This window comes from Giesbergeria sp., assembly GCF_028686475.1.
In the GTDB taxonomy this organism is placed as follows: Bacteria; Pseudomonadota; Gammaproteobacteria; order Burkholderiales; family Burkholderiaceae_C; genus Simplicispira.
Genome location: NZ_JAQUCA010000008.1, coordinates 77,795 through 98,175 on the forward strand (window position 1 = coordinate 77,795; position 20,381 = coordinate 98,175).

The following is a 20,381-nucleotide window of genomic DNA, read 5'->3' on the forward strand; positions in this document are numbered from 1 at the left end:
ATGCAGATAGAAACCCCACCGACCGAAAAACGCTACGACAAACCCACGGGCGAGCGCCGTGGCCTGACCATCGTCCATACCGGCGACGGCAAAGGCAAAAGCACGGCAGCCTTTGGCTTGGCTTTGCGCGCCCACGGCCGGAGCAAGGCCGTCAAGATTTTTCAGTTCATGAAAGTGCCCAGTGCCCGGTTTGGTGAACACCGCATGTTTGAGCAAATCGGCCTGCCCATCGAAGGCTTGGGCGATGGTTTCAGCTGGAAAAGCCAAGACTTAGAGCACTCGGCCCAACTGGCGCGTGATGGCTGGGACAAAGCCCGCGCGGCCATCCTCTCGGGTGATTACTTCATGGTGGTATTGGACGAAATTACCTACCCGCTCATTTATGGTTGGCTGCCCTTGGAGGGGGTCTTAGATACCCTGCGCCAACGCCCGAAAGAAGTGCATGTGGTGCTCACAGGCCGTCGTTGCCCGCCAGAAATTATCGAGCTGGCCGACACCGTGACCGAAATGAAGCTGATTAAACACGCCTTTCAGGCCGGCATTCCAGCCCAGCGCGGTATTGAGGACTGAGCGATGCCGCAGCAGACCAGCACCTACCCACAGGCCCACGCCCCGGCTTTTACCGAAGCCGAACGCTTGGCCGTGTACCGTGCCATCCATGAGCGGCGCGACATGCGCCACTTTAGCGGTGGCAGCGTCGCCCCCGAGGTGTTGCTGCGTCTGTTGCAAGCGGCGCACCATGCCCCCAGTGTCGGTTTTATGCAGCCGTGGCGTTTTATCCGTATTACCCAGCCTGCCCTGCGCCCGGCCCTGCACGCCTTGGTTGAGCAAGAACGGATACGCACCGCCCAAGCTTTGGGGCAGCGCCAAGAAGAATTTATGCGCCTGAAGGTGCAAGGTATTCTGGAGGCGGCCGAATTGCTGGTAGTGGCACTGGCCGATGGCCGAGAACAACATCTGTTTGGTCGCCGTACCATGCCGCAGATGGATTTGGCCTCGGCCAGTTGTGCTATCCAAAACCTGTGGTTGGCGGCACGGGCCGAAGGGCTGGGCATGGGCTGGGTTTCTATCTTCGACCCGCTGGCCTTGGGCCAACTACTCGGCCTGCCTGCGGGCGCTGAACCGATTGCCCTGCTCTGTCTGGGGCCAGTGCAGGAGTTTTACCAACAACCGATGCTGCAAAGCGAACGCTGGGCATCACGTGCGCCGCTGGCTTCCTTGGTGTTTGACGACCATTGGAACACCCCGTCGGCACTGTTTTCGGCCCGGCTGAAAGAAGATGCCAATGTTTGACGCAGCTAGCGGGTTGTGGGGGCCGTTATGGGCCAACGATGCTGGCGCTAGCATCGCCGTTTTAGCGCTGCTGGTGGCTTTGCTCATCGACCACTGCTGGGGTGAACCGCCGGTGCGTTGGCATCCGGTGGTGTGGATCGGCCATGCTTTGGCTTGGGCTAGCCAGCGTTGGGCACCTACCCGTGCCAGCACGGGGCCAGATTGGCATTCTTTTGCGCGCTTTGCCTTGTTTTGGTGTGTGCTGGCGCTGCTGGTCAGTCTGGCGTATGCGGGCTTGCAGACGGCTACGCTGCATTACGCCGCACAGGTGGGCCAAGCGTGGCTGTCCTCCAGCTTGGCTGCACTGTGTTTGGGGGTGTGGCTCAAGCCCCTGTTCTCGTGGCGCATGTTGCGCTCTGAAGTGCAGGCAGTAGAAGCCGCACTGGGTCAATCGTTGGAGGCCGGTCGTGCCCGCTTGGCGTGGCTGGTCAGTCGCGATGTCACGACCTTGGATGCCGTGCAGGTGCGCGAATCCGCCATTGAATCCTTGGCTGAAAACCTCAGTGACTCGGTGATTGCGCCACTGTTTTGGTTTTTGCTGGCAGGTTTGCCCGGTGCCGCGCTCTACCGGCTGGCCAACACCGCCGATGCCATGTGGGGCTACCCCGGTTGGCGCGGCCACGGGCAGCATGCCCGTTATTGGCAATGGGCAGGCAAATGGGCCGCGCGCGCCGATGATGTGCTGTCGTGGTTGCCTGCACGGCTCACGGCCCTGTTATTGGGGTTGGCTGCTGCCGGTGTACCGTGGCGCAGCTTGGCCCAGCAAGCACGGCAAACCCCATCACCCAACAGCGGTTGGCCGATGGCCGCAATGGCCTTGGCACTGCAAATTCGCTTGGGTAAACCGGGGGTGTACCAACTCCACCCCGCAGGCTATCTGGCCAGTGCCAGCCACAGCGCCCAAGCTTGCCACTTGGCGGCGCGGGCGGTGGGCTTGGCCTGTCTGCTGGTGCTGTGCTTGGCTTGCCTATGGGCGTTTTAACTGCTGAGCTTGGCTTGTGAACGCATCTTTACCTTGTTCTCTGCTGGCCGAACCGGCGCACCACGGTGGCCCCGATGCCCGTGGCCCCGCACGTTGGGATTTTTCTACCAACAGCAACGCCTGTGGCCCTTGTCCCTATGCCTTAGCGGCGGTGCAGCAAGCCGATGCCAGCCGCTACCCCGACCCCCGCTATACCGCTTTACGCACTGCACTGGCGCAATTTCATGGCGTAAGTCCTGAGCGCATCGTGTTGGCCGCCAGCGCCAGCGAATTTATTGGCCGCATCACCCTGCTGGCCGTTCGCCACGGAGCCAAGGCGGTCTCTTTGCCGTGCCACAGTTATGGTGACTATGCTCAAGCGGCACAGGCATGGGGTCTGCCCCTCTACCGCCGCCCCCATGCGGCCCCTGCCGATTTACATTGGCTGTGCGAACCCTCTAGCCCCTTGGGCCTGCCCGAACCAGCGCTGGTCCAACCCACCAGCGCAGCCTACCACCGCTGGCAGGTACTCGATTGCGCCTATCGGCCCTTGCAACTCGAAGGCCAGCCCAGCACGATTCCGGCCCATGTATGGCAACTCTGGACACCCAACAAAGCCTTGGGCCTGACCGGTGTGCGTGCTGCCTACGCTATCGCTCCTTTGCATCCCCATGCAGCAGAAGACGTGGCCCAACTACTGGCTTTAGCGCCTTCTTGGCCGGTGGGAGCGCATGGCGTAGCGCTGTTACAAGCGTGGCTAGAAGCCAGTAGCCAAACGTGGTTGGCGCACAGTCTGCACACGCTGCGCCAATGGAAGCAAGCCCAACTGGTCCTGTGTGCCCAATCGGGTTGGTCGGTGCAGGCGGGGAGTTTGGCCAATTACTTGGTCGCCCAACCTCGCACCCCCGACCTCGCGCACTTGCTGGCGCAACTACGCCAGCAAGACATCCAATTGCGCGACTGCCACTCCTTTGGTTTGCCCGGTTGGGTGCGTATGGGGGTGCTGGCCCCAGCGGCCCAACAGGCCCTGCAAACGGCCTTGCGGCGCATCGCACCACCCAACCGCTGCCGTGGTAATTGCGACTAAAATCGCGGCCCGTGCCACCTTGCGGCAGGTGCTACAGGCCATTGCCATCCATCCGCTACCCAGAGGTTTCTTGTGAACAAAACCGAACTCATCCAGCATATCGCCACCCACGCCGACATCTCTAAGGCGGCAGCCGCCCGCGCGCTGCAAGGCACTATGGACGCCATCAAAGACACCCTCAGACAAGGCGGTAGCGTCTCGCTGGTGGGTTTTGGCACCTTCTCTGTCGGGCGACGTGCCGCGCGCAAAGGGCGCAATCCCCGTACCGGCAGCCCCATTGAAATCAAAGCCGCAAAAATTCCTAAGTTCAAACCTGGAAAAACGCTCAAAAATGCTGTAAACTAACGTTTTCCGGTGGGGTGCTTAGCTCAGTTGGTAGAGCGGCGCCCTTACAAGGCGTAGGTCAGCGGTTCGACCCCGTTAGCACCCACCACCACCGAATACAAAGGCGAACGCAAGTTCGCTTTTTTTTTGTCACTGAAAGATAGACCATGTTTGAATCCATCCGCAAGCACTCCAAGATTGCGATGCTCTTGCTGTTCTTGCTGATCGTTCCATCCTTCATTTTGGTAGGTATCGACTCCAGCTATTTTTCAGGCAGCAGTCCGGTGGTGGCCTTGGTCGATGGCCAAGAAATCACCCAAAACGATTGGGATAATGCCCATCGGCAAGAATCAGACCGTCTGCGCGCCCAGCAACCGCAGCTCAATGCAGCCTTGCTCGATACCCCCGAAGCCCGTTATGCCACGCTAGAGCGTTTGGTGCGCGAGCGCGTCTTGCAAGCCGCGGTCAAAAAATCCCATTTGGTTGCCAGCGATGGCCAGTTGGCACGCCAACTCAAGGACATTCCACAAATTGCGGCTTTGCGCCGTGCCGATGGCACACTCGATATTGAAGGCTATAAAGCCTTGGTCGCCACGCAGGGCCTCACCCCCGAAGGCTTTGAAGCTGCCGTGCGCCGTGATTTGGCCATCAACCAGGTCTTGGGCCATTTGGGCAGCACAGCGTTTGGTACCGCCACGCAAACCAAAGTCACTTTAGATGCCCTGTTGCAACGCCGTGAAGTGCAATTGGTCGAAGTCAAGCCCGCCAGCTTTATCAGCAAGGTAGAGCAAACCCCTGAACTGCTGCAACAGTATTACCAAGCCAATACGGCCAAGTTCCAGCAGCCCGAACAAGCCAGCATCGAGTATGCTGTGCTGGATTTGGCCAGCGTTGCTGCCAGCATCAACCTGAACGAAGCCGACCTGCGTACCTATTACCAAGAAAATCTGGCCCAATGGGCGGGTAAAGAAGAGCGTCGCGCCAGCCACATTCTCCTCCAGGCCAGTAAAGACACCCCCGCCGCTGAACGCGACAAGGCCAAAGCGCGCGCCCAAGAATTGCTAGAACAATTGCGTAAAAACCCCAGCAGCTTTGCTGAATTGGCCAAGAAGCATTCGCAAGATACAGGCTCGGCGGTTCAAGGCGGTGATTTGGGCTTTTTTGCCAAAGGGGCAATGGTCAAACCGTTTGAAGAGGCCGCTTTTGCCTTGAAGAAAGGCGAGCTGAGCGAAGTGGTCGAGAGCGAATTTGGCTACCACCTGATTCAACTCACCGACATCAAAACCCCGCGCCAGCCCAGTTTTGAAGAACTGCGCCCACGCCTAGAGGCCGAGTTGCGCCAACAACAAGCACAACGCAAATTTGCCGAAGTGGCTGAAACCTTCACCAACACCGTTTACGAACAAGCCGAAAGTTTGCAACCTGTGGCCGAAAAACTGGGCCTGAAGGTGCAAACCGCTACCCAAGTGCAGCGCAAGCCCAGCCCCGGTACGCCAGCTCCTTTGAACAACGAAAAATTCTTGACCGCGCTGTTCTCTGAAGACTCGATTGCCAACCAGCGCAATACCGAAGCCCTGGAGCTGGGCAACAACCAACTGGTAGCGGGGCGCATCACGGCGTACCAAGCGGCAGCCACTTTGCCCTTTGACACCGTGCGCGAGCAGGTGCAAAAACTCTATGTGGCAGAAAAATCAGCCGAACTGGCGCGCAAAGAAGGCGAGGCCCGTTTGGCCGCTTGGCAAATCAAACCCGAAGCTGCTACGGGTTTAGGGGCTGCGTTGGTGGTCTCGCGTGAGCAACGCCAAAACCAAGCCCCGGCCTTGCTGGATGCGATTTTGTCGGCCAAAACCAATGAGCTGCCTGCTTGGGTCGGGGTTGACTTGGGCAACCAAGGCTATACCTTGGCACGCATCAACCGCATCGTGCCGCGCGAACCCGGCCCGGCCAATATAGAAGAGCAACGCCAGCAGCAGTACGTGCAGTGGTTGGCCGCTGCTGAAGCCCAAGCCTACTACGAGTTCTTAAAAACCCGTTTCAAGGTGCAAATCAAGGCCCCGCGTCCTGTTAGCGCCAGTGCGAATGCAGAAAAGAATTAAATTTTTGGCAAACGAGGTTTTTTCTTGCTATAATTTCGCTCTACGGTGGCTGTAGCTCAGTTGGTAGAGTCCAGGATTGTGATTCCTGTTGTCGTGGGTTCGAACCCCATCAGTCACCCCAAGTAAATAAACAAAAAAGCCGCTCCTAACTGGGGCGGCTTTTTTGTTGGCGCGTAGATTGTAGGCAACTTTGGAAAATCGAGGGCTTTTTAGCTGCACCTTGACGACGACGTTCAAGTACCAGCGTCCCCGGTTGTCTTGCCTCAAGCTGCGGTGGTACACCGATAGACATGCTTCGGCAATACATTGAAGAGCAGCAAACGCCCCATGAGGATGCCTACGGCATCCGCGCGCTCTCGATCTCGGGCTAAACCCCAAGGCTTCTCGCGCACTTGGTGATCGTGTTCTTGCAGCACCAAAAACAACGTCTTGAAATACCCCTGATTGCTCCAGCGGACAAAGCGCTGGTACACCTGTGCCCTAGCGATTAGCGGCTGTAGATTGGCTGTAAGGTTGCTGCTCTGGCAACAGCAGGGCAACAAAAAAGCATTTTTTTGTTTTTGATATAGGCTTGTTTTAATAAACAAATAATTATTGTTTATATGGAATTTTAAATTAAATGAAAAATTCTTTTAAAAACAACAACTTACACAACAATAGAAATCTTCATAAGCATTAACATTTTTCTAGTAAAGCCCCATTCCTTTCAGCACCAGAATACGGCCACCAACGCAAGACCGCACTGCGATTTAAACAAATCGAGAGGCGCTCTGATTGTGCAAAAATTTCTGGAGAAAATGAAATGGGTCAAATTTACAAAGTGGTGGCAGTTTCTGGCAGTGTGCAAAGCCCTTCGCGCACCTTGGCGCTGATAGAGCAACTGGTCAACACCTTGGGCGATGCTGTACCGATTGAGGTGCAACACCTTGACGTGGGCGCACTGGCCCCGCTGATTGGCAGCGCCTTGTCACGCACACAACTGCCCGCTGCAGCAGAGGCCAGCATCCAAGCGATTGAATCTGCCGATGTACTCATCGTGGCCAGCCCAGTCTATCGCGGCTCTTATACCGGCCTGTTCAAACACCTGTTTGATTTTGTTCACCACGAAGCGCTGATTGATGTGCCGGTGCTGCTGGCAGCTACCGGCGGCAGCGAGCGCCACTCGCTGGTGATTGACCACCAGTTGCGCCCGCTGTTCAGCTTTTTCCAAGCCCGCACGTTGCCGATTGGCGTTTATGCCACCGAGCAGGACTTTAGCAACTACGAAATCACCAGCGCCCCATTGCTGGAGCGCATCCGTTTGGCAATTGAGCGCGCTGTGCCCTTGCTAGACCGCGCCCCACTGCTGAAGGCGCAAGCCGCCCCAACCCCTGTTGCCGCGTAATCCGCCTTCATCCATTGCCCGGCCATCCAGTTTTTGACTTCACCTCTTTTCCACAGGCTTTTCCCATGACCACTTCCAAGAAACGCATCATCCTGAACGCTTTTGACATGACTTGCGTCGGCCATCAGGCCGCTGGCACTTGGCGGCATCCTTCCAGTCAGGCTTCGCGTTACAACGATTTGGAGTATTGGACGAATCTGGCGATTGAGCTGGAGCGTGGTGCATTTGATGCGCTGTTCATCGCCGACGTGGTGGGGGTTTATGACGTGTACCGAGGCTCGGCTGAGGGCGCTTTGCAAGACGCAGCACAGGTTCCAGTGAATGACCCCTTTGGTGCCATCTCTGCTATGGCTGCCGTAACCCGCAATGTAGGCTTTGGTGTCACAGCTGCGGTCACGTTTGAGCATCCGTACTTGCTGGCACGCCGCCTGTCCACCTTAGACCACCTGACCAAGGGTCGGGTGGCTTGGAACGTGGTGTCGTCCTATCTGGATTCAGCCGCCCGCAACATTGGTTTAGACAAACAGCTTCCACATGACGAGCGTTATGACTTGGCCGAAGAGTACATGGAGGTCATGTACAAGCTCTGGGAAGGCAGTTGGGAAGAAGGGGCCGTTTTGCGCGACAAGGAGCGCGGCATCTTTACCGACCCGACCAAGGTACACCCTATCAAGCACGAAGGTAAGTATTTCAAGGTTCCGGGCTTTCACCTGACCGAGCCATCGCCCCAGCGCACACCCGTGATTTTTCAGGCGGGAGCCTCCGCAGCGGGCCGCGCTTTTGCCGCCCACCATGCCGAGGCCATGTTCATTCTGGCCACTAGCCCCGAGTCGGCCCGCGTGCTGACCGACAAGATTCGTGCCGAAGTGGCAGCTGCTGGGCGCGAACCCGATGCCTTGAAGATTTTCACCTTGCTCACGGTGATTACTGGGCCTACCGACGAGGCGGCGCAGCGCAAGCATGAGGAATACCTGTCTTATGCCAGTCCCACCGGGATGATGGCACTCTATGGCGGCTGGACGGGGTTGGACTTTGCTTCCCTCGACCCGGATACGCCCCTGAAAGCGGTAGAAAACGACAGCCTGCGTACCACCCTTGAATCGCTGGCAGCCGACGGCAAGGAATGGACAGTGCGCGAGGTGATTCGCCAACGCTCTATTGGTGGTCTTGGCCCCGTCGTGGTGGGCGGGCCGCAAAAGGTGGCGGACGAACTGGAACGCTGGGTGGATGAAGGCGGTGTGGATGGCTTCAACTTGGCCTATGCCATCACCCCTGCATCGACCACTGACTTCATTGATTTTGTAGTGCCCGAGTTGCGTAAGCGCGGGCGCGCACAAAGCTCCTATGCGCCGGGCACCCTGCGCGAGAAGCTGCTGGGTGACAAGGACGGCAAGACACGCGACTCGCACCCCGCCACGCACTGGCGCAAACACTACATCGGCAAAGAGAGTGTGGCCGATGCCAGCGGGCCGGCAGCGTCTTGGGCTTGATGGGCTGAAAAGAAGAGGCACACCATGTCCACCTTAACCACCCCTCCCTTACCTTACCAACAAATCACCGCCGCCTTGGCGCGCGAGTTTGCCGAAACCGCCGTTGCGCGCGACATCAGCGGCGGCACCCCCAAGGCCGAGCGCGATGCGCTACGCCGCAGTGGGCTGCTGTCTTTGTCCATCCCGCAAGCATACGGTGGCCAAGGACTGAACTGGAGCCAAATTCTGGACACAGTGCGTACCTTGGCCCAAGTGGACAGCTCGATTGCCCATGTCTATGGTTTTCACCATTTGCTGCTGGCTACGGTGCGCCTGTTCTCGCGCCCCGACCAGTGGGAGCCTTGGTTAGAGCAGACGGCACGCAAAAATTGGTTTTGGGGCAATGCCCTCAACCCACTCGATACGCGCACCGTGGTGCGAAAACTCGATGGCTGGTATGAGTTTTCGGGCAAAAAGAGCTTTTGCTCTGGCTCGGCAGATTCTGAGATGCTGGTGGCCTCGGGTGTGGACGAGAGCAGCGGCAAATTGTTGATTGCGGCGGTGCCCACCTCACGGGCGGGCATCACCCTCAACTACGACTGGAACAACATGGGCCAGCGCCAAACCGATAGCGGCAGCGCGCTGTTTGAAAAAGTGCGGGTAGAGGCCCATGAGCTGCTGCTCGACCCCGGCCCGCTGTCCACGCCGTTCTCGTCGCTGCGGCCCTTGCTGGCGCAGCTGATTTTTGTCAACTTATTTCTGGGCTTGGGTGAAGGTGCTTTGGCACAATCCAGCCACTACACCCTGAACGAGTCACGGCCTTGGTTCCGTTCTGGGATGGAGCAGGCCCACCAAGACCCGTACACGCTGCTGCACTATGGCGAGTTTTTTGTCGGTTTGGAAAGTGTACGCCTGCTGGCGCGCAACGCCGCCGAGCTGTTTGATGCCGCTTGGAGCCAAGGTGAGGCGCTGGACGCACAGCAGCGCGGCCAAGTGGCCGTAGCGATTGCGGCGGCCAAGGTGGCCTCCACTCGGGTCGGTTTGGAGGTGTCGAGCCGCTTTTTTGAGACCACCGGTGCCCGCGCCACCCACGGCGCGCTACGGCTGGATCGCTTTTGGCGCAATCTACGCACCCAAACCCTGCACGACCCGGTCGATTACAAGCTCAAAGAGCTGGGTGACTGGGCGCTCAATCGCGAGATTCCTGCGCCCTCGTTCTACTCTTGAGCGATACCTTGATGGCCGCAACCCTTCCGATTTGGCCGCCACCGCCGGGGCAAGACAGCAGCGCATTTGACTGGATTTTTGAAGACCCGCGCTCCAAAACCCTGTTGACCGAAGTCGAGCAGGTGGCTCCCAGCCATGCCAACATCCTGATTACCGGCGAAACGGGTACTGGCAAGGAGCTGATTGCCCGCCACCTGCACGACCGCAGCGCCCGGCGCAATGGCCCGTTTGTCGTGGTCAGTTGTGGCGCTTTTTCTGAAGCGCTGGTGGATGCCGAACTGTTTGGCCACGAAAACGGCGCTTTTGCCGGTGCCTTTGGTACCCAGATAGGCTGGTTTGAGGCCGCGCATGGTGGCACCATTTTTCTCGATGAAATCAACGACCTGCCACTGACAGTACAGAACAAACTGCTGCGCGTACTGCAAGAGCATGAAATTGTGCGCTTGGGTGGGCGCAAACCGATTCCCATCGACGTGCGTATTGTGGCTGCTGCCACCGCTGATTTAGATGAGATGGTGCAGCAAAAGCGTTTTCGCAAAGACCTGTACTACCGGCTCAATGTGGTCAGGCTGCACGTACTGACCCTGCGCGAGCGCCCCGGCGACATCGTGCCGCTGGCGCGTTACTTTATGGAGTTGTACAGCCGCAAGCTGGGTTATGCCCGGCTGCGCTTAACGCCTCAAGCCGAGCAACTGCTGATGCAGGCCCCGTGGCCGGGCAATGTGCGTGAATTAGAAAACACCATCCACCGCAGTTTGTTGTTGTGTGATGGGGATGTGCTGGATGCCAGTAGTTTGCGCCTGTTGCACCCCGGCAGCAGCACCGTAGCAGCGCCCAGTCCGCCTGCACAGCAAGTTCCAGCTCCGGCGCTATCGGTGCAGCCGCCTATACCCCTGCTCCCAACAGTCCACAGCGAAAGTGCGGCACACGCAGCTTTGCGCCACGCCATTCGCCAACTGTGCGAGGCCAATGCGGCCGATTTGTACCAAAGCGTAGAAGACACCCTGTTGCGCGAAGTCTTTCGCTATTGCCATTACAGCCAAAGCGAAACTGCCCGCCTCTTGGGTGTGAGCCGCAACATTGTGCGCGCCCGCCTGATCCGGCTGGGCGAAGTCAACGGTACGCGCAAGCACCCTACCGATGCCGACGACACCGACCTCCCCTATCCCCCCACCCCCTCCGACAAGGAAACACCATGAGCCTCGATATTTTCTGGTTTCTCCCTACCTCTGGCGACACCCGCTATTTGGGCAAGTCCGATTTTGGCCGTGCGCCCAGCAATGCCTATCTGCGCCAAATTGCCGTCACGGCCGAGCATTTGGGCTACGATGGTTTGCTCATTCCTACCGGTAGCTCCTGCCTTGACCCGTGGGTGACGGCGGCCAGTTTGGTACCGGTCACGCAGCGCATCAAGTTGTTGGTGGCATTGCGTACCTCTTTGGGCAACCCCACGGCCTCGGCACGGCAGGCGGCTACCTTAGACCAAGCCCTCAATGGCCGATTGCTGCTCAATGTGGTGCCCGGCGGCGATGCCGTTGAGCTGGCGGCTGATGGCATTTTTTACGACCACGACGCGCGCTATGCCGCTGGCGATGAGTTTTTGACCATCTGGCGCAAACTGCTCCAAGGCGAACGGGTGGATTTTGAGGGCGAACACCTGCGCGTAGAAGGGGCACAAAACTTTTTCCCGCCGGTCAGCAAACCGTATCCACCGCTGTATTTTGGGGGTTCCTCGCCAGCAGCGCACGAGTTGGCCGCCAAGCATGTCGATGCTTACCTGTCTTGGGGCGAACCGCCCGAGGCGGTAGCCAAAAAGATTGCCGATGTGCGCGAGCGTGCTGCCAAATATGGCCGTACCGTGCGTTTTGGCATTCGCATCCATGTGATTGTGCGCGAAACCAGTGCCCAAGCCTGGGCCGCCGCCGACCGCCTCATCAGCCACTTGAGTGACGAAGAAATTGAACGCGCACAACAAAACTATGCGCGCATGGACTCCGAAGGCCAACGCCGCATGGCGGCGCTGCACGGTGGCCGCCGCGACCAGTTGGTGGTGGGGCCGAATTTGTGGGCCGGGGTCGGGTTGGTGCGCGGTGGTGCCGGTACGGCACTGGTGGGCAACCCCGAAGAAGTGGCTGCCCGCTTACAAGAATATATGGATTTGGGCGTGGACAGCTTTGTGCTCTCGGGCTACCCGCACCTCGAAGAATCCATCCGTTTTGCTGAGTTGGTGTTCCCGCTGCTGCCGGGCAAAAAGCCGGTGAACCTGCGTGACCAAACCCTGACTGGCGGTGCTTTTGATGCCCGTGCCACCGTCACCACCGAATCGCGTTAAACCAGCCAGCTATGAGACTACTTTGCAAGCACCCCGCAGCGCCAGCGGCCACCGTGTGATTGACATGCGCTGCCGCCCGGCCTATCTGCATGATTTTTTGGAGCCACGCCCCCGGCCAGCACCTGCCCAACGACACCATCCACCAAATTGTGCAAGGGCATCCAGAACTGATTGGCATTGGTGCGGTTGACCCAGCGTTGCAGGGCACCGAGGCCGCACTGGCCGAGGTAGAACGTGCGGTGCATACCTTGGGACTGGCGGGCATTGACCTAGAACCGGGCTTTGGTGCCCCAGCGCGCCATCCGGATGATCCGGTTTACTTCCCGATTTACGACTTGGCCCAAGACTTGGACATCCCTGTCTTCTTGATGAGTGGCCCCACTACGCCCGATTTGCGCTACAACGACCCAGCGCCCTTGGCACAGGTGGCGCAAGCCTTTCCGTGTCTGAAATTAGTGGCCTACCACGGCTATTGGCCGAATGTGCAGCAAGCGATTGGCGTGGCCTTTCGTTACGAAAATGTCTTCTTGGTGCCGGATATGTACCTGTTCCAACCCGGAACACAGGCTTATGTGGAGGCGGCCAACAGCTTTTTAGGCGAGCAGTTTTTGTTTGGCTCGTCGTACCCGTTCCGGCCTATCGGCCAAACCATAGAAGACTTTTTGGCCTTGGGTTTTCATGCTGGGGTGGTGGAAAAGCTGTTGTTCGACAACGCAGCACGCTTGCTCAAGTTGTAGATTAGGCCAACATCTGCGCCCACTGCTGGGCAGCAAAACCCACCGTAATGCTCAGGCCATCGCCGCACTGCCACTCGACCACGGGGCGCTTAATAGCGCTGCTGTGTTCTAACAGCAATGCGCTGGCGCTGGCGGCATCGCACACCTTGCTTTGCAAAGCTGGGTCTAGTTGGCGCCAAGTCGTGCCTTGGCGATTGAGCAGGCGTTCCCAGCCCACAGCGGCCATCCAAGCGGCCAAGCGTTCGGCGGGCACACCTTGTTTTTTAAAATCGTGAAACTGGTAAGGCAGGCCTTGCGCCGTTAGCCACGCACGGGCTTTTTTCACGCTGTCGCAGTTGGCAATGCCATACACGGTGATGTTGGTGGTGATAGTCATGCCCGCCATGATGCGCCAGCGTCGCCTCGGCGACAATAGCCCCCTGTATGCACACCAAAATCCACACCCTCAACGGCTGGCTGGCCCATTGCGAGCGCCTGCACCCCCAAGCTATCGACATGGGCCTAGAGCGCGTGCGCGAAGTCTCGCGTCGCTTGGGCCTGCGCTTTGACTGCCCCGTGATTACCGTGGCGGGCACCAACGGCAAGGGTTCTACCTGCGCCATGCTAGAGGCCGTGGCCCTGCAAGCGGGCTGGCGCACCGGGGTTTATACCTCGCCGCATTTGGTACATTTTGAAGAGCGCTGCCGCATCCACGGTGACATCGTGCAAGCCGAAGCGCTAGTGCCGCATTTCGAGGCCGTAGAAGCCGCGCGCACGCAAAACGGCAACGATGTCTCGCTGAGCTATTTTGAATTTACCACACTGGCTATCTTGCGCCTCATGAGCCATTCTTTACTGGATGTGGCCATCTTAGAAGTAGGCTTGGGCGGACGGCTCGATGCCACCAACATCATAGATGCCGATTGCGCTGTCATCACCAGCATCGACATTGACCACACCGAATACCTCGGCCCCGACCGCGAAAGCATCGGGCGCGAAAAAGCGGGCATCATGCGTACTGGCCGCCCGGTAATCGTCAGTGACCCGATGCCGCCGCAAAGCGTACTGGATTACGCACGCGAAATCGGTGCTGACCTGTGGCGCTTTGGCCACGATTTCAATTATTCTGGCGACAAACAACAATGGGCTTGGAGTGGACGCGGGCGGCGCTACGCCGGGCTGGCCTATCCAGCGCTGCGCGGCGCCAACCAATTGATGAACGCTTCGGGGGCCTTGGCGGCCTTAGAAGCCCTGCGCCAACGCCTGCCTATCACCGCGCAAGCCGTACGCACGGGCTTGTCGATGGTGGGTTTGCCGGGGCGTTTTCAGATTGTGCCGGGCCAACCTACGCTGGTGTTGGACGTGGCGCACAACCCGCACTCCGTGGCTGCGCTCACCGCCAATTTGGATGCGATGGGCTACTTTCCCACCACCCATGCAGTATTTGGTGCGATGGCCGACAAAGACTTAGCCCCGATGCTGGCCAAAGTCGGGCCACTGATTGACCGCTGGTATTTCACTGATTTACCCACGCCGCGCGCTGATGCTGCCGCCAACTTGCAGCAAAAATGGAATGCGCTGCAAATTGTCGCGGGTGGCCGCCGCGAAGTACCCACCAGCACCCATGCCAACCCGCAAGCTGCATTAGAAGCGGCTGTCGCAGTGGCAGACCCGGCTGATAGAATCGTCGTCTTTGGCTCCTTCTATACGGTTGGTGCTGTTTTGCAAAATGGCACGCCCCGTTTGCAAGCCAAACATCTGGACACTTAACGTCCACCCCGTGGTTGCTTATACATGGCATTTTTCAAGTTTCGGTGGCCCACCTCCTCCGCCTCTGCTCCCAATGACACCGCCATGCGGCCCTCGCGCGCGCCTCGGGCCGAGAGCATCGAGGTCATGCGCCGACGCGCCCGACACCGCCTGATTGGCGCTGCGGTACTGGTATTGTTGGGGGTGATTGGTTTTCCGATGCTGTTTGATACCCAGCCTCGGCCCATTCCCGTCGATATTCCGATAGAGATGCCCGACCGCAACAAAGTGGCCCCACTGGTCGTGCCCGCCGATGGCAGCGAAAGCAGCAGCGTAGCCGCCAACACCGCCGCCAGTTTGGGCGAGGGCGAGCAAATACTGGCACCTAATTCGATGGTACCGGCCTTACCGGGGCTGCCCGGCTTGTCTGCACCGGCCAAATTGGCCATCAAACCCGAATCTAAACCTGAGCCTAAGCCCGAACCCAAACCGCCCAAGCCCGAGCCAAAACCCGAGCCTAAGCCACCCAAACCCGAACCCAAACCTGAGCCTAAGCCCGAACCTAAACCGCCCAAGCCAGAACCAAAACCCGAGCCTAAGCCCGAACCCAAACCAGTTCGTGTCGATGAGGCAGCGCGTGCGCGCGCCTTGCTCGAAGGCCGCAGCGTTGCACCCGCAGCGGCGGCACCAGCGCCTGCTGGCAACGAAAATAAACGCTTTGTCATTCAAATTGGCGCTTTTGCTGATAGTGGCAAAGCCTCCGAAGTGCGGCAAAAACTCGAAAGCGCTGGCCTGAAAGCCTACACCCAAGTCATTGACACCAAAGACGGCAAGCGCACGCGGGTGCGGGTTGGCCCCTTCAATGGCCGCACCGATGCAGACAAAGCGGCCGAGCGCGCCCGGGGGCTGGGATTACCGGCGGTCATTACTGGCTCCTAAGTTACCCCCTGCCCCCATACCATGACTGTCTTGGATGGCTGTGTCCTTACGCTGCTGCTGGGCTCGATGTTGCTCGGCGCTTGGCGTGGCTTGGTGTTTGAAGTGCTGTCCTTGCTGGCTTGGGGTGCAGCAGTATTGCTGGCACGCCTCTTTGCCGCCGATGCGGCCTTGCATTTGCCATTGGGGCCTCTACAAGGGGGCAGCCGCCATGCCGCCAGTTTTGCCGTGGTGTTCATTGCAGCGGCTTTTTTGTGTGGCTGGGTGGCCACCTTGGGCCGTCAACTGGTGCAGGTGGTGGGTTTGCGCCCCGTAGACCGGGTGCTAGGGGGCTTGTTTGGTGCAGTACGGGCGGCACTGCTACTGCTAGTGGCTACGCTGGTGCTGCAATGGTTACCGTTACAACAACAGCCTTGGTGGCGAGATTCGTTCAGCGCGCCTTGGCTATCGTTGGCCTTACAGGCTGTGGCACCTGTTTTGCCACTAGAACTGCTGCAAAACCTATCTTGGTAAAAGAAAGTCAACTATGTGTGGAATCGTCGGCGTTATCAGCAACGCCCCAGTCAATCAACTGATTTATGACTCCTTGCTGCTATTGCAGCACCGGGGCCAAGATGCCGCCGGTATCGTGACACAGCAAGAGCGCAAGTTCTTTATGCACAAGGCCAAGGGCATGGTCAAAGATGTGTTTCGCACGCGCAATATGCGCGCCTTGCCGGGCAACTGCGGTTTGGGCCAAGTGCGCTATCCCACCGCAGGCAATGCCTTCAGCGAGGAGGAAGCCCAGCCCTTCTATGTCAATGCACCGTTCGGCTTGGTACTGGTACACAATGGCAATTTAACCAACGCCCAAGCCCTGCGCTCGGAGCTGTTCACCACCGACCACCGCCACATCAATACCGAGAGCGACTCCGAAGTCTTGCTCAATGTGCTGGCCGATGAAATCGACAAAGCCACGCGCGGCAAAGCACTGGACGTGCAAGACGTGTTCGCTGCCGTGGCCGCCGTACACCGGCGCATCCGTGGCTCCTATGCCGTGATTGCCCTGATTGCCGGACATGGTCTGCTGGCTTTCCGTGACCCCTATGGCATTCGCCCGCTGTGCTTAGGGCGCAACACCGACGGCACCATCATGGTGGCCAGCGAATCCGTGGTTCTCGAAGGCTCCAGCCATGTGCTGGACCGCGATATTGCCCCCGGCGAAGCGGTATTCATCGACTTAGAAGGCAACATCAGCAGCCAGCAATGCGCGCAAAACCCGCGCCTGCACCCCTGCATTTTTGAATTTGTTTATCTGGCGCGCCCTGATTCGGTGCTGGATGGCATCTCGGTCTATCAGGCCCGCCTCAATTTGGGCGAAACCCTGGCCAAGCGCGTAGTGTCTGCCGTACCGCCTAGCCAAATTGATGTAGTGATTCCGATTCCAGAATCCAGCCGCCCCAGCGCCATGCAGTTGGCCCAGCTGCTCGGCCTGCCTTACCGCGAAGGCTTCGTCAAAAACCGCTATGTCGGTCGCACCTTCATCATGCCGGGGCAAGGCGTGCGTAAAAAATCGGTGCGCCAAAAGCTCAACGTCATTGGCAGCGAGTTCAAAGGCCGCAATGTGCTGCTGGTGGATGACTCCATCGTGCGCGGTACCACCAGCCGCGAAATCGTCCAAATGGCGCGTGAGGCGGGGGCCAACAAGGTCTATATGGCCAGCGCTGCGCCGCCCGTGCGCTATCCCAATGTTTATGGCATTGACATGCCCACCAGCAGCGAACTGGTGGCCCACGACCGCACGATTGAACAAATACGCGACCTGATTGGCTGTGATGCACTCATCTACCAAGATGTCGATGCCATGAAACAGGCCGTAGGCAACCTGCGCCCCGATTTGGATGGCTTTGACGCTTCCTGCTTTGATGGCGTGTATGTCACCGGCGACATCACCTTGGCCGATATTGAGCGCATGAACGACGAGCGCCCCAACGCCCAAGAAGATGAAGAAGACACCTCGCGCCTGGCCCTGCCCAATGCCCGGCATGGCTAAGTTGGCCGCTGCATTTTTTGTTTCAAGGCCCCGCCCATGACCCCAGAATTACTAGCCACCCTCCATCCTGACACCTTGGCGGTGCGCCAAGCCATGCCGCGCAGCGCCTACGGCGAGCATTCCGAAGCCCTGTACCTGACCAGCAGTTTTGTGCAGCCCGATGCGGCCACCGCAGCGCGCCGCTTTGCGGGTGAAGAAGACGGCTACACCTACTCGCGCACCTCGAATCCCACCGTCAGCAGCTTCGAGCGCCGTCTGGCCGCCTTAGAGGGCACCGAAAGCGCGATTGGCACCGCCAGCGGCATGTCGGCCATCTTGCTGATGTGCATGGCGCTGCTCAAAACCGGCGACCATGTGATTTGCTCGCAATCCATGTTCGGCTCCACCATCAACCTGATTAGCAAAGAGCTGGCCCGGTTTGGCGTGCAATCGAGTTTTGTCGCCCAAACCGATGCCGCTGCGTGGCAAGCCGCCCTGCGGCCTGAAACCCGGCTGATGTTTGCCGAAACCCCGACCAACCCCCTGACGGATTTGTGCGACATTCGTGCCTTGGCCGATATCGCCCATGCCGCCGGGGTGCTGTTGGCGGTAGATAACTGCTTTGCCTCACCAGCCTTGCAACAACCGGCCAAGCTGGGGGCGGATTTGGTGATTCACTCCGGCACCAAATTCTTGGACGGCCAAGGCCGCGTCATGGCCGGTGCGGTTTGTGGCCCACGCGCCTTGATTGATGACAAACTCGCCCCCTTGATTCGCAGTGCGGGCATGAACTTGTCGCCCTTCAATGCGTGGGTGGTGCTAAAGGGCATGGAAACCCTGTCCTTGCGCGTCAAGGCACAAAGCGCCAATGCGCTGGCGCTGGCGCAGTGGCTAGAACAGCAGCCCCAAGTGGCGCGGGTTTATTACCCCGGTTTGGCCTCGCACCCGCAGCACGAGTTAGCCATGCGCCAGCAATCGGGTTTGGGCGGGGCCGTGTTGTCGTTCGATGTACGCGCTACCAGCCCCGAAGAAGGCCGCGCCCGTGCCTTCCATGTCATTGACAGCACCCGAGTGTGCAGCATCACTGCCAATTTAGGCGACACCAAAACCACCATCACCCACCCGGCCAGCACCTCGCATGGCCGCCTGACCGAAGCCCAACGCCAAGCCGCCGGTTTGGGCCAAGGTCTAATCCGCGTGGCGGTGGGTTTAGAACATATTGACGACTTGAAAGCCGACCTCGCGCGCGGCTTGGACACCCTGTAATGACTGAACAAAATCTATCTACCCCCGCCCGTCGGGTACGTACCCGCTTTGCGCCCTCGCCCACCGGCTTTATCCATCTGGGCAATATCCGCTCGGCCCTCTACCCTTGGGCTTTTGCCCGTGCTACGGGTGGTGATTTCATCCTGCGGATTGAAGACACGGATTTAGAGCGCTCTACCCAAGCCGCTGTCGATGTCATCTTAGAAGGCATGGACTGGCTCGGCATGAACCCCGACGAAGGCCCGTTCTACCAAATGCAGCGCATGGCGCGCTACAAAGAAGTGCTGGCCCAACTGCAAGCCACGGGCCATGTGTATCCCTGCTACACCAGCGTGGCCGAACTCGATGCCCTGCGCGAGCGCCAAATGGCGGCCAAAGAAAAGCCGCGTTACAACGGCACTTGGCGACCCGAGCCGGGCAAGGTATTGCCCCCCGTGCCCGAAGGCGTGCAACCGGTATTGCGCTTCAAAAACCCGCAAGAAGGCATCGTAGCTTGGGACGACAAGGTCAAAGGCCGCATTGAAATCCGCAACGACGAATTGGACGATTTGGTGATTGCCCGCCCTGATGGCACCCCCACCTACAACTTCTGCGTGGTGGTCGATGACATCGACATGGCCATTACCCACGTGATTCGCGGCGATGACCACGTCAACAACACGCCACGCCAAATCAACATCTTCCAAGCCTTGGGCAAAGAGCCACCCGTTTATGCCCACCTGCCCACCGTGCTGAACGAGCAGGGCGAGAAGATGAGCAAGCGCAACGGGGCCAAGCCCGTGACGCAATACCGTGATGAAGGCTACCTGCCCGAGGCCATGATTAACTATCTGGCCCGCTTGGGTTGGAGCCACGGCGACGACGAAATTTTTAGCCGCCAACAGTTCCTAGAGTGGTTCGACTTAGACCATTTGGGCCGCAGTGCCGCCCAGTTTGACGAAGCCAAGCTGCGTTGGGTCAATGCCCAGCACCTCAAAGCCATGAGCGATGAGGCCTTGGCCGCCTTGGTAGCGCCACAACTAGAAAAGCGCGGTATCGCTACTGCCGACTTGGCCGATGGCCGCCTGCCGCGCCTTTGCGCCCTGTTCAAAGACCGCTGCGACACCACCGTGGCCTTGGCCGATTGGGCCTATGTGTTCTATGCCGATAGCGTCAGCCCCAGTGCCGAAGAGCTAGAAAAGCACGTCACCGCCGCCATTGGCCCCGCTTTGGATGCCTTGGCAGCTGCTTTCGAGACCTGCATTTGGGAAAAAACTGCCATTGCAGCCACTTTCAAGCAAGTTTTGACCGCGCAAGGGCTTAAAATGCCGCAACTGGCCATGCCGGTGCGTGTGTTGACGGTGGGCACTGCCCACACCCCTTCGGTCGATGCGGTGCTGGAATTGCTAGGAAAAGAAAAAGTTTTGGCAAGATTGCAAAATCGTTCAAAAATCGTTCTATAATTCAAGTCTCAGTTAAACGCAGCAAACAAATTAAAAAGTGTTTGTTGCA

The 20,381-nt window shown here is 58.7% G+C and carries 19 protein-coding genes, 2 tRNA genes and 1 pseudogene; 20 read left to right on the plus strand and 2 right to left on the minus strand.

The genetic code is table 11. From position 1 onward, the window contains the following. From cobO to PHX60_RS07735, 8 genes and pseudogenes are all read left to right on the plus strand, one after another. Positions 1-570 (plus strand): cob(I)yrinic acid a,c-diamide adenosyltransferase, encoded by a 570-nt coding sequence (gene cobO / locus PHX60_RS07700; protein WP_300076435.1) that lies wholly within the window; start codon positions 1-3, stop codon positions 568-570. Positions 571-573: 3 nt separating this feature from the next. Further along, on the plus strand, positions 574-1,293 hold the full coding sequence (bluB, locus tag PHX60_RS07705) for a 5,6-dimethylbenzimidazole synthase (RefSeq protein ID WP_300076437.1): 720 nt from the start codon (positions 574-576) through the stop codon (positions 1,291-1,293). Then, positions 1,286-2,314: an adenosylcobinamide-phosphate synthase CbiB gene (gene cbiB / locus PHX60_RS07710; RefSeq protein WP_300076439.1), complete on the plus strand. Its 1,029-nt coding sequence runs from the start codon at positions 1,286-1,288 to the stop codon at positions 2,312-2,314. Before bluB ends, cbiB begins: the two co-directional genes overlap by 8 nt. A 16-nt stretch (positions 2,315-2,330) precedes the next feature. Then, positions 2,331-3,380 (plus strand): aminotransferase class I/II-fold pyridoxal phosphate-dependent enzyme, encoded by a 1,050-nt coding sequence (locus PHX60_RS07715; RefSeq protein WP_300076441.1) that lies wholly within the window; start codon positions 2,331-2,333, stop codon positions 3,378-3,380. Positions 3,381-3,428: 48 nt separating this feature from the next. After that, positions 3,429-3,725: pseudogene (locus tag PHX60_RS07720) on the plus strand (HU family DNA-binding protein); the annotation flags it as partial. Positions 3,726-3,737: 12 nt separating this feature from the next. Beyond that, positions 3,738-3,813, plus strand: a tRNA-Val gene (locus PHX60_RS07725). 58 nt (positions 3,814-3,871) lie between these two features. After that, positions 3,872-5,800 carry a SurA N-terminal domain-containing protein gene (locus tag PHX60_RS07730; protein ID WP_300076443.1) on the plus strand — a complete coding sequence of 643 codons (1,929 nt, stop codon included), beginning with the start codon at positions 3,872-3,874 and terminating at the stop codon, positions 5,798-5,800. 45 nt (positions 5,801-5,845) lie between these two features. Next, positions 5,846-5,921 (plus strand) — tRNA-His (locus PHX60_RS07735). A 142-nt stretch (positions 5,922-6,063) separates the two neighbouring features. Here PHX60_RS07735 and PHX60_RS07740 read toward each other — a convergent pair. Continuing rightward, positions 6,064-6,216, minus strand: a complete 153-nt coding sequence (locus tag PHX60_RS07740; protein WP_300076445.1) for a hypothetical protein — start codon at positions 6,214-6,216, stop codon at positions 6,064-6,066. Between the two features lie 386 nt (positions 6,217-6,602). On the opposite strand from PHX60_RS07740, the gene msuE reads away from it, so the two are divergent. The 6 genes from msuE (at position 6,603) to PHX60_RS07770 (ending at position 12,949) form a co-directional block, all read left to right on the plus strand. Continuing rightward, positions 6,603-7,184, plus strand: a complete 582-nt coding sequence (gene msuE / locus PHX60_RS07745; protein ID WP_300076447.1) for an FMN reductase — start codon at positions 6,603-6,605, stop codon at positions 7,182-7,184. Between the two features lie 65 nt (positions 7,185-7,249). After that, positions 7,250-8,674, plus strand: coding sequence for an LLM class flavin-dependent oxidoreductase (locus PHX60_RS07750; protein ID WP_300076449.1), 1,425 nt, complete (start codon positions 7,250-7,252; stop codon positions 8,672-8,674). A 24-nt stretch (positions 8,675-8,698) separates the two neighbouring features. Next, positions 8,699-9,880, plus strand: a complete 1,182-nt coding sequence (locus tag PHX60_RS07755; protein WP_300076451.1) for an acyl-CoA dehydrogenase family protein — start codon at positions 8,699-8,701, stop codon at positions 9,878-9,880. A gap of 11 nt (positions 9,881-9,891) precedes the next feature. Then, the gene (locus PHX60_RS07760; RefSeq protein WP_300076453.1) at positions 9,892-11,079 is read left to right on the plus strand and encodes a sigma-54 dependent transcriptional regulator; all 1,188 of its coding nucleotides are present in this window, start codon (positions 9,892-9,894) and stop codon (positions 11,077-11,079) included. Next, positions 11,076-12,212, plus strand: coding sequence for an FMNH2-dependent alkanesulfonate monooxygenase (gene ssuD, locus PHX60_RS07765; RefSeq protein ID WP_300076454.1), 1,137 nt, complete (start codon positions 11,076-11,078; stop codon positions 12,210-12,212). Before PHX60_RS07760 ends, ssuD begins: the two co-directional genes overlap by 4 nt. Positions 12,213-12,301: 89 nt before the next feature. Beyond that, the gene (locus PHX60_RS07770) at positions 12,302-12,949 is read left to right on the plus strand and encodes an amidohydrolase family protein (RefSeq protein ID WP_300076456.1); all 648 of its coding nucleotides are present in this window, start codon (positions 12,302-12,304) and stop codon (positions 12,947-12,949) included. A gap of 1 nt (position 12,950) precedes the next feature. On the opposite strand, the gene PHX60_RS07775 is transcribed toward PHX60_RS07770, so the two are convergent. Then, positions 12,951-13,325: an arsenate reductase gene (locus PHX60_RS07775; RefSeq protein WP_300076458.1), complete on the minus strand. Its 375-nt coding sequence runs from the start codon at positions 13,323-13,325 to the stop codon at positions 12,951-12,953. Between the two features lie 47 nt (positions 13,326-13,372). Here PHX60_RS07775 and folC point away from each other — a divergent pair, with 47 nt between their 5' ends. Genes folC through gltX form a run of 6 tightly spaced genes read left to right on the plus strand, consistent with a single transcriptional unit; the run spans position 13,373 to position 20,332 of the window. Then, entirely contained in the window at positions 13,373-14,698 is a 1,326-nt protein-coding gene (gene folC / locus PHX60_RS07780) for a bifunctional tetrahydrofolate synthase/dihydrofolate synthase (protein WP_300076459.1), read from the plus strand. Positions 14,699-14,722: 24 nt separating this feature from the next. Beyond that, entirely contained in the window at positions 14,723-15,616 is an 894-nt protein-coding gene (locus PHX60_RS07785; protein WP_300076460.1) for an SPOR domain-containing protein, read from the plus strand. 21 nt (positions 15,617-15,637) lie between these two features. Then, a complete protein-coding gene (locus tag PHX60_RS07790) occupies positions 15,638-16,126 on the plus strand; it encodes a CvpA family protein (RefSeq protein WP_300076462.1) in 489 nt (162 codons plus the stop codon). 13 nt (positions 16,127-16,139) lie between these two features. Further along, positions 16,140-17,645 (plus strand): amidophosphoribosyltransferase, encoded by a 1,506-nt coding sequence (gene purF, locus PHX60_RS07795; protein ID WP_300076464.1) that lies wholly within the window; start codon positions 16,140-16,142, stop codon positions 17,643-17,645. 36 nt (positions 17,646-17,681) lie between these two features. Then, a complete protein-coding gene (locus PHX60_RS07800; RefSeq protein WP_300076465.1) occupies positions 17,682-18,890 on the plus strand; it encodes an O-succinylhomoserine sulfhydrylase in 1,209 nt (402 codons plus the stop codon). Further along, a complete protein-coding gene (gene gltX, locus PHX60_RS07805) occupies positions 18,890-20,332 on the plus strand; it encodes a glutamate--tRNA ligase (protein WP_300076467.1) in 1,443 nt (480 codons plus the stop codon). The genes PHX60_RS07800 and gltX overlap by 1 nt, the downstream gene beginning before the upstream one ends. Positions 20,333-20,381: the final 49 nt, after the last annotated feature.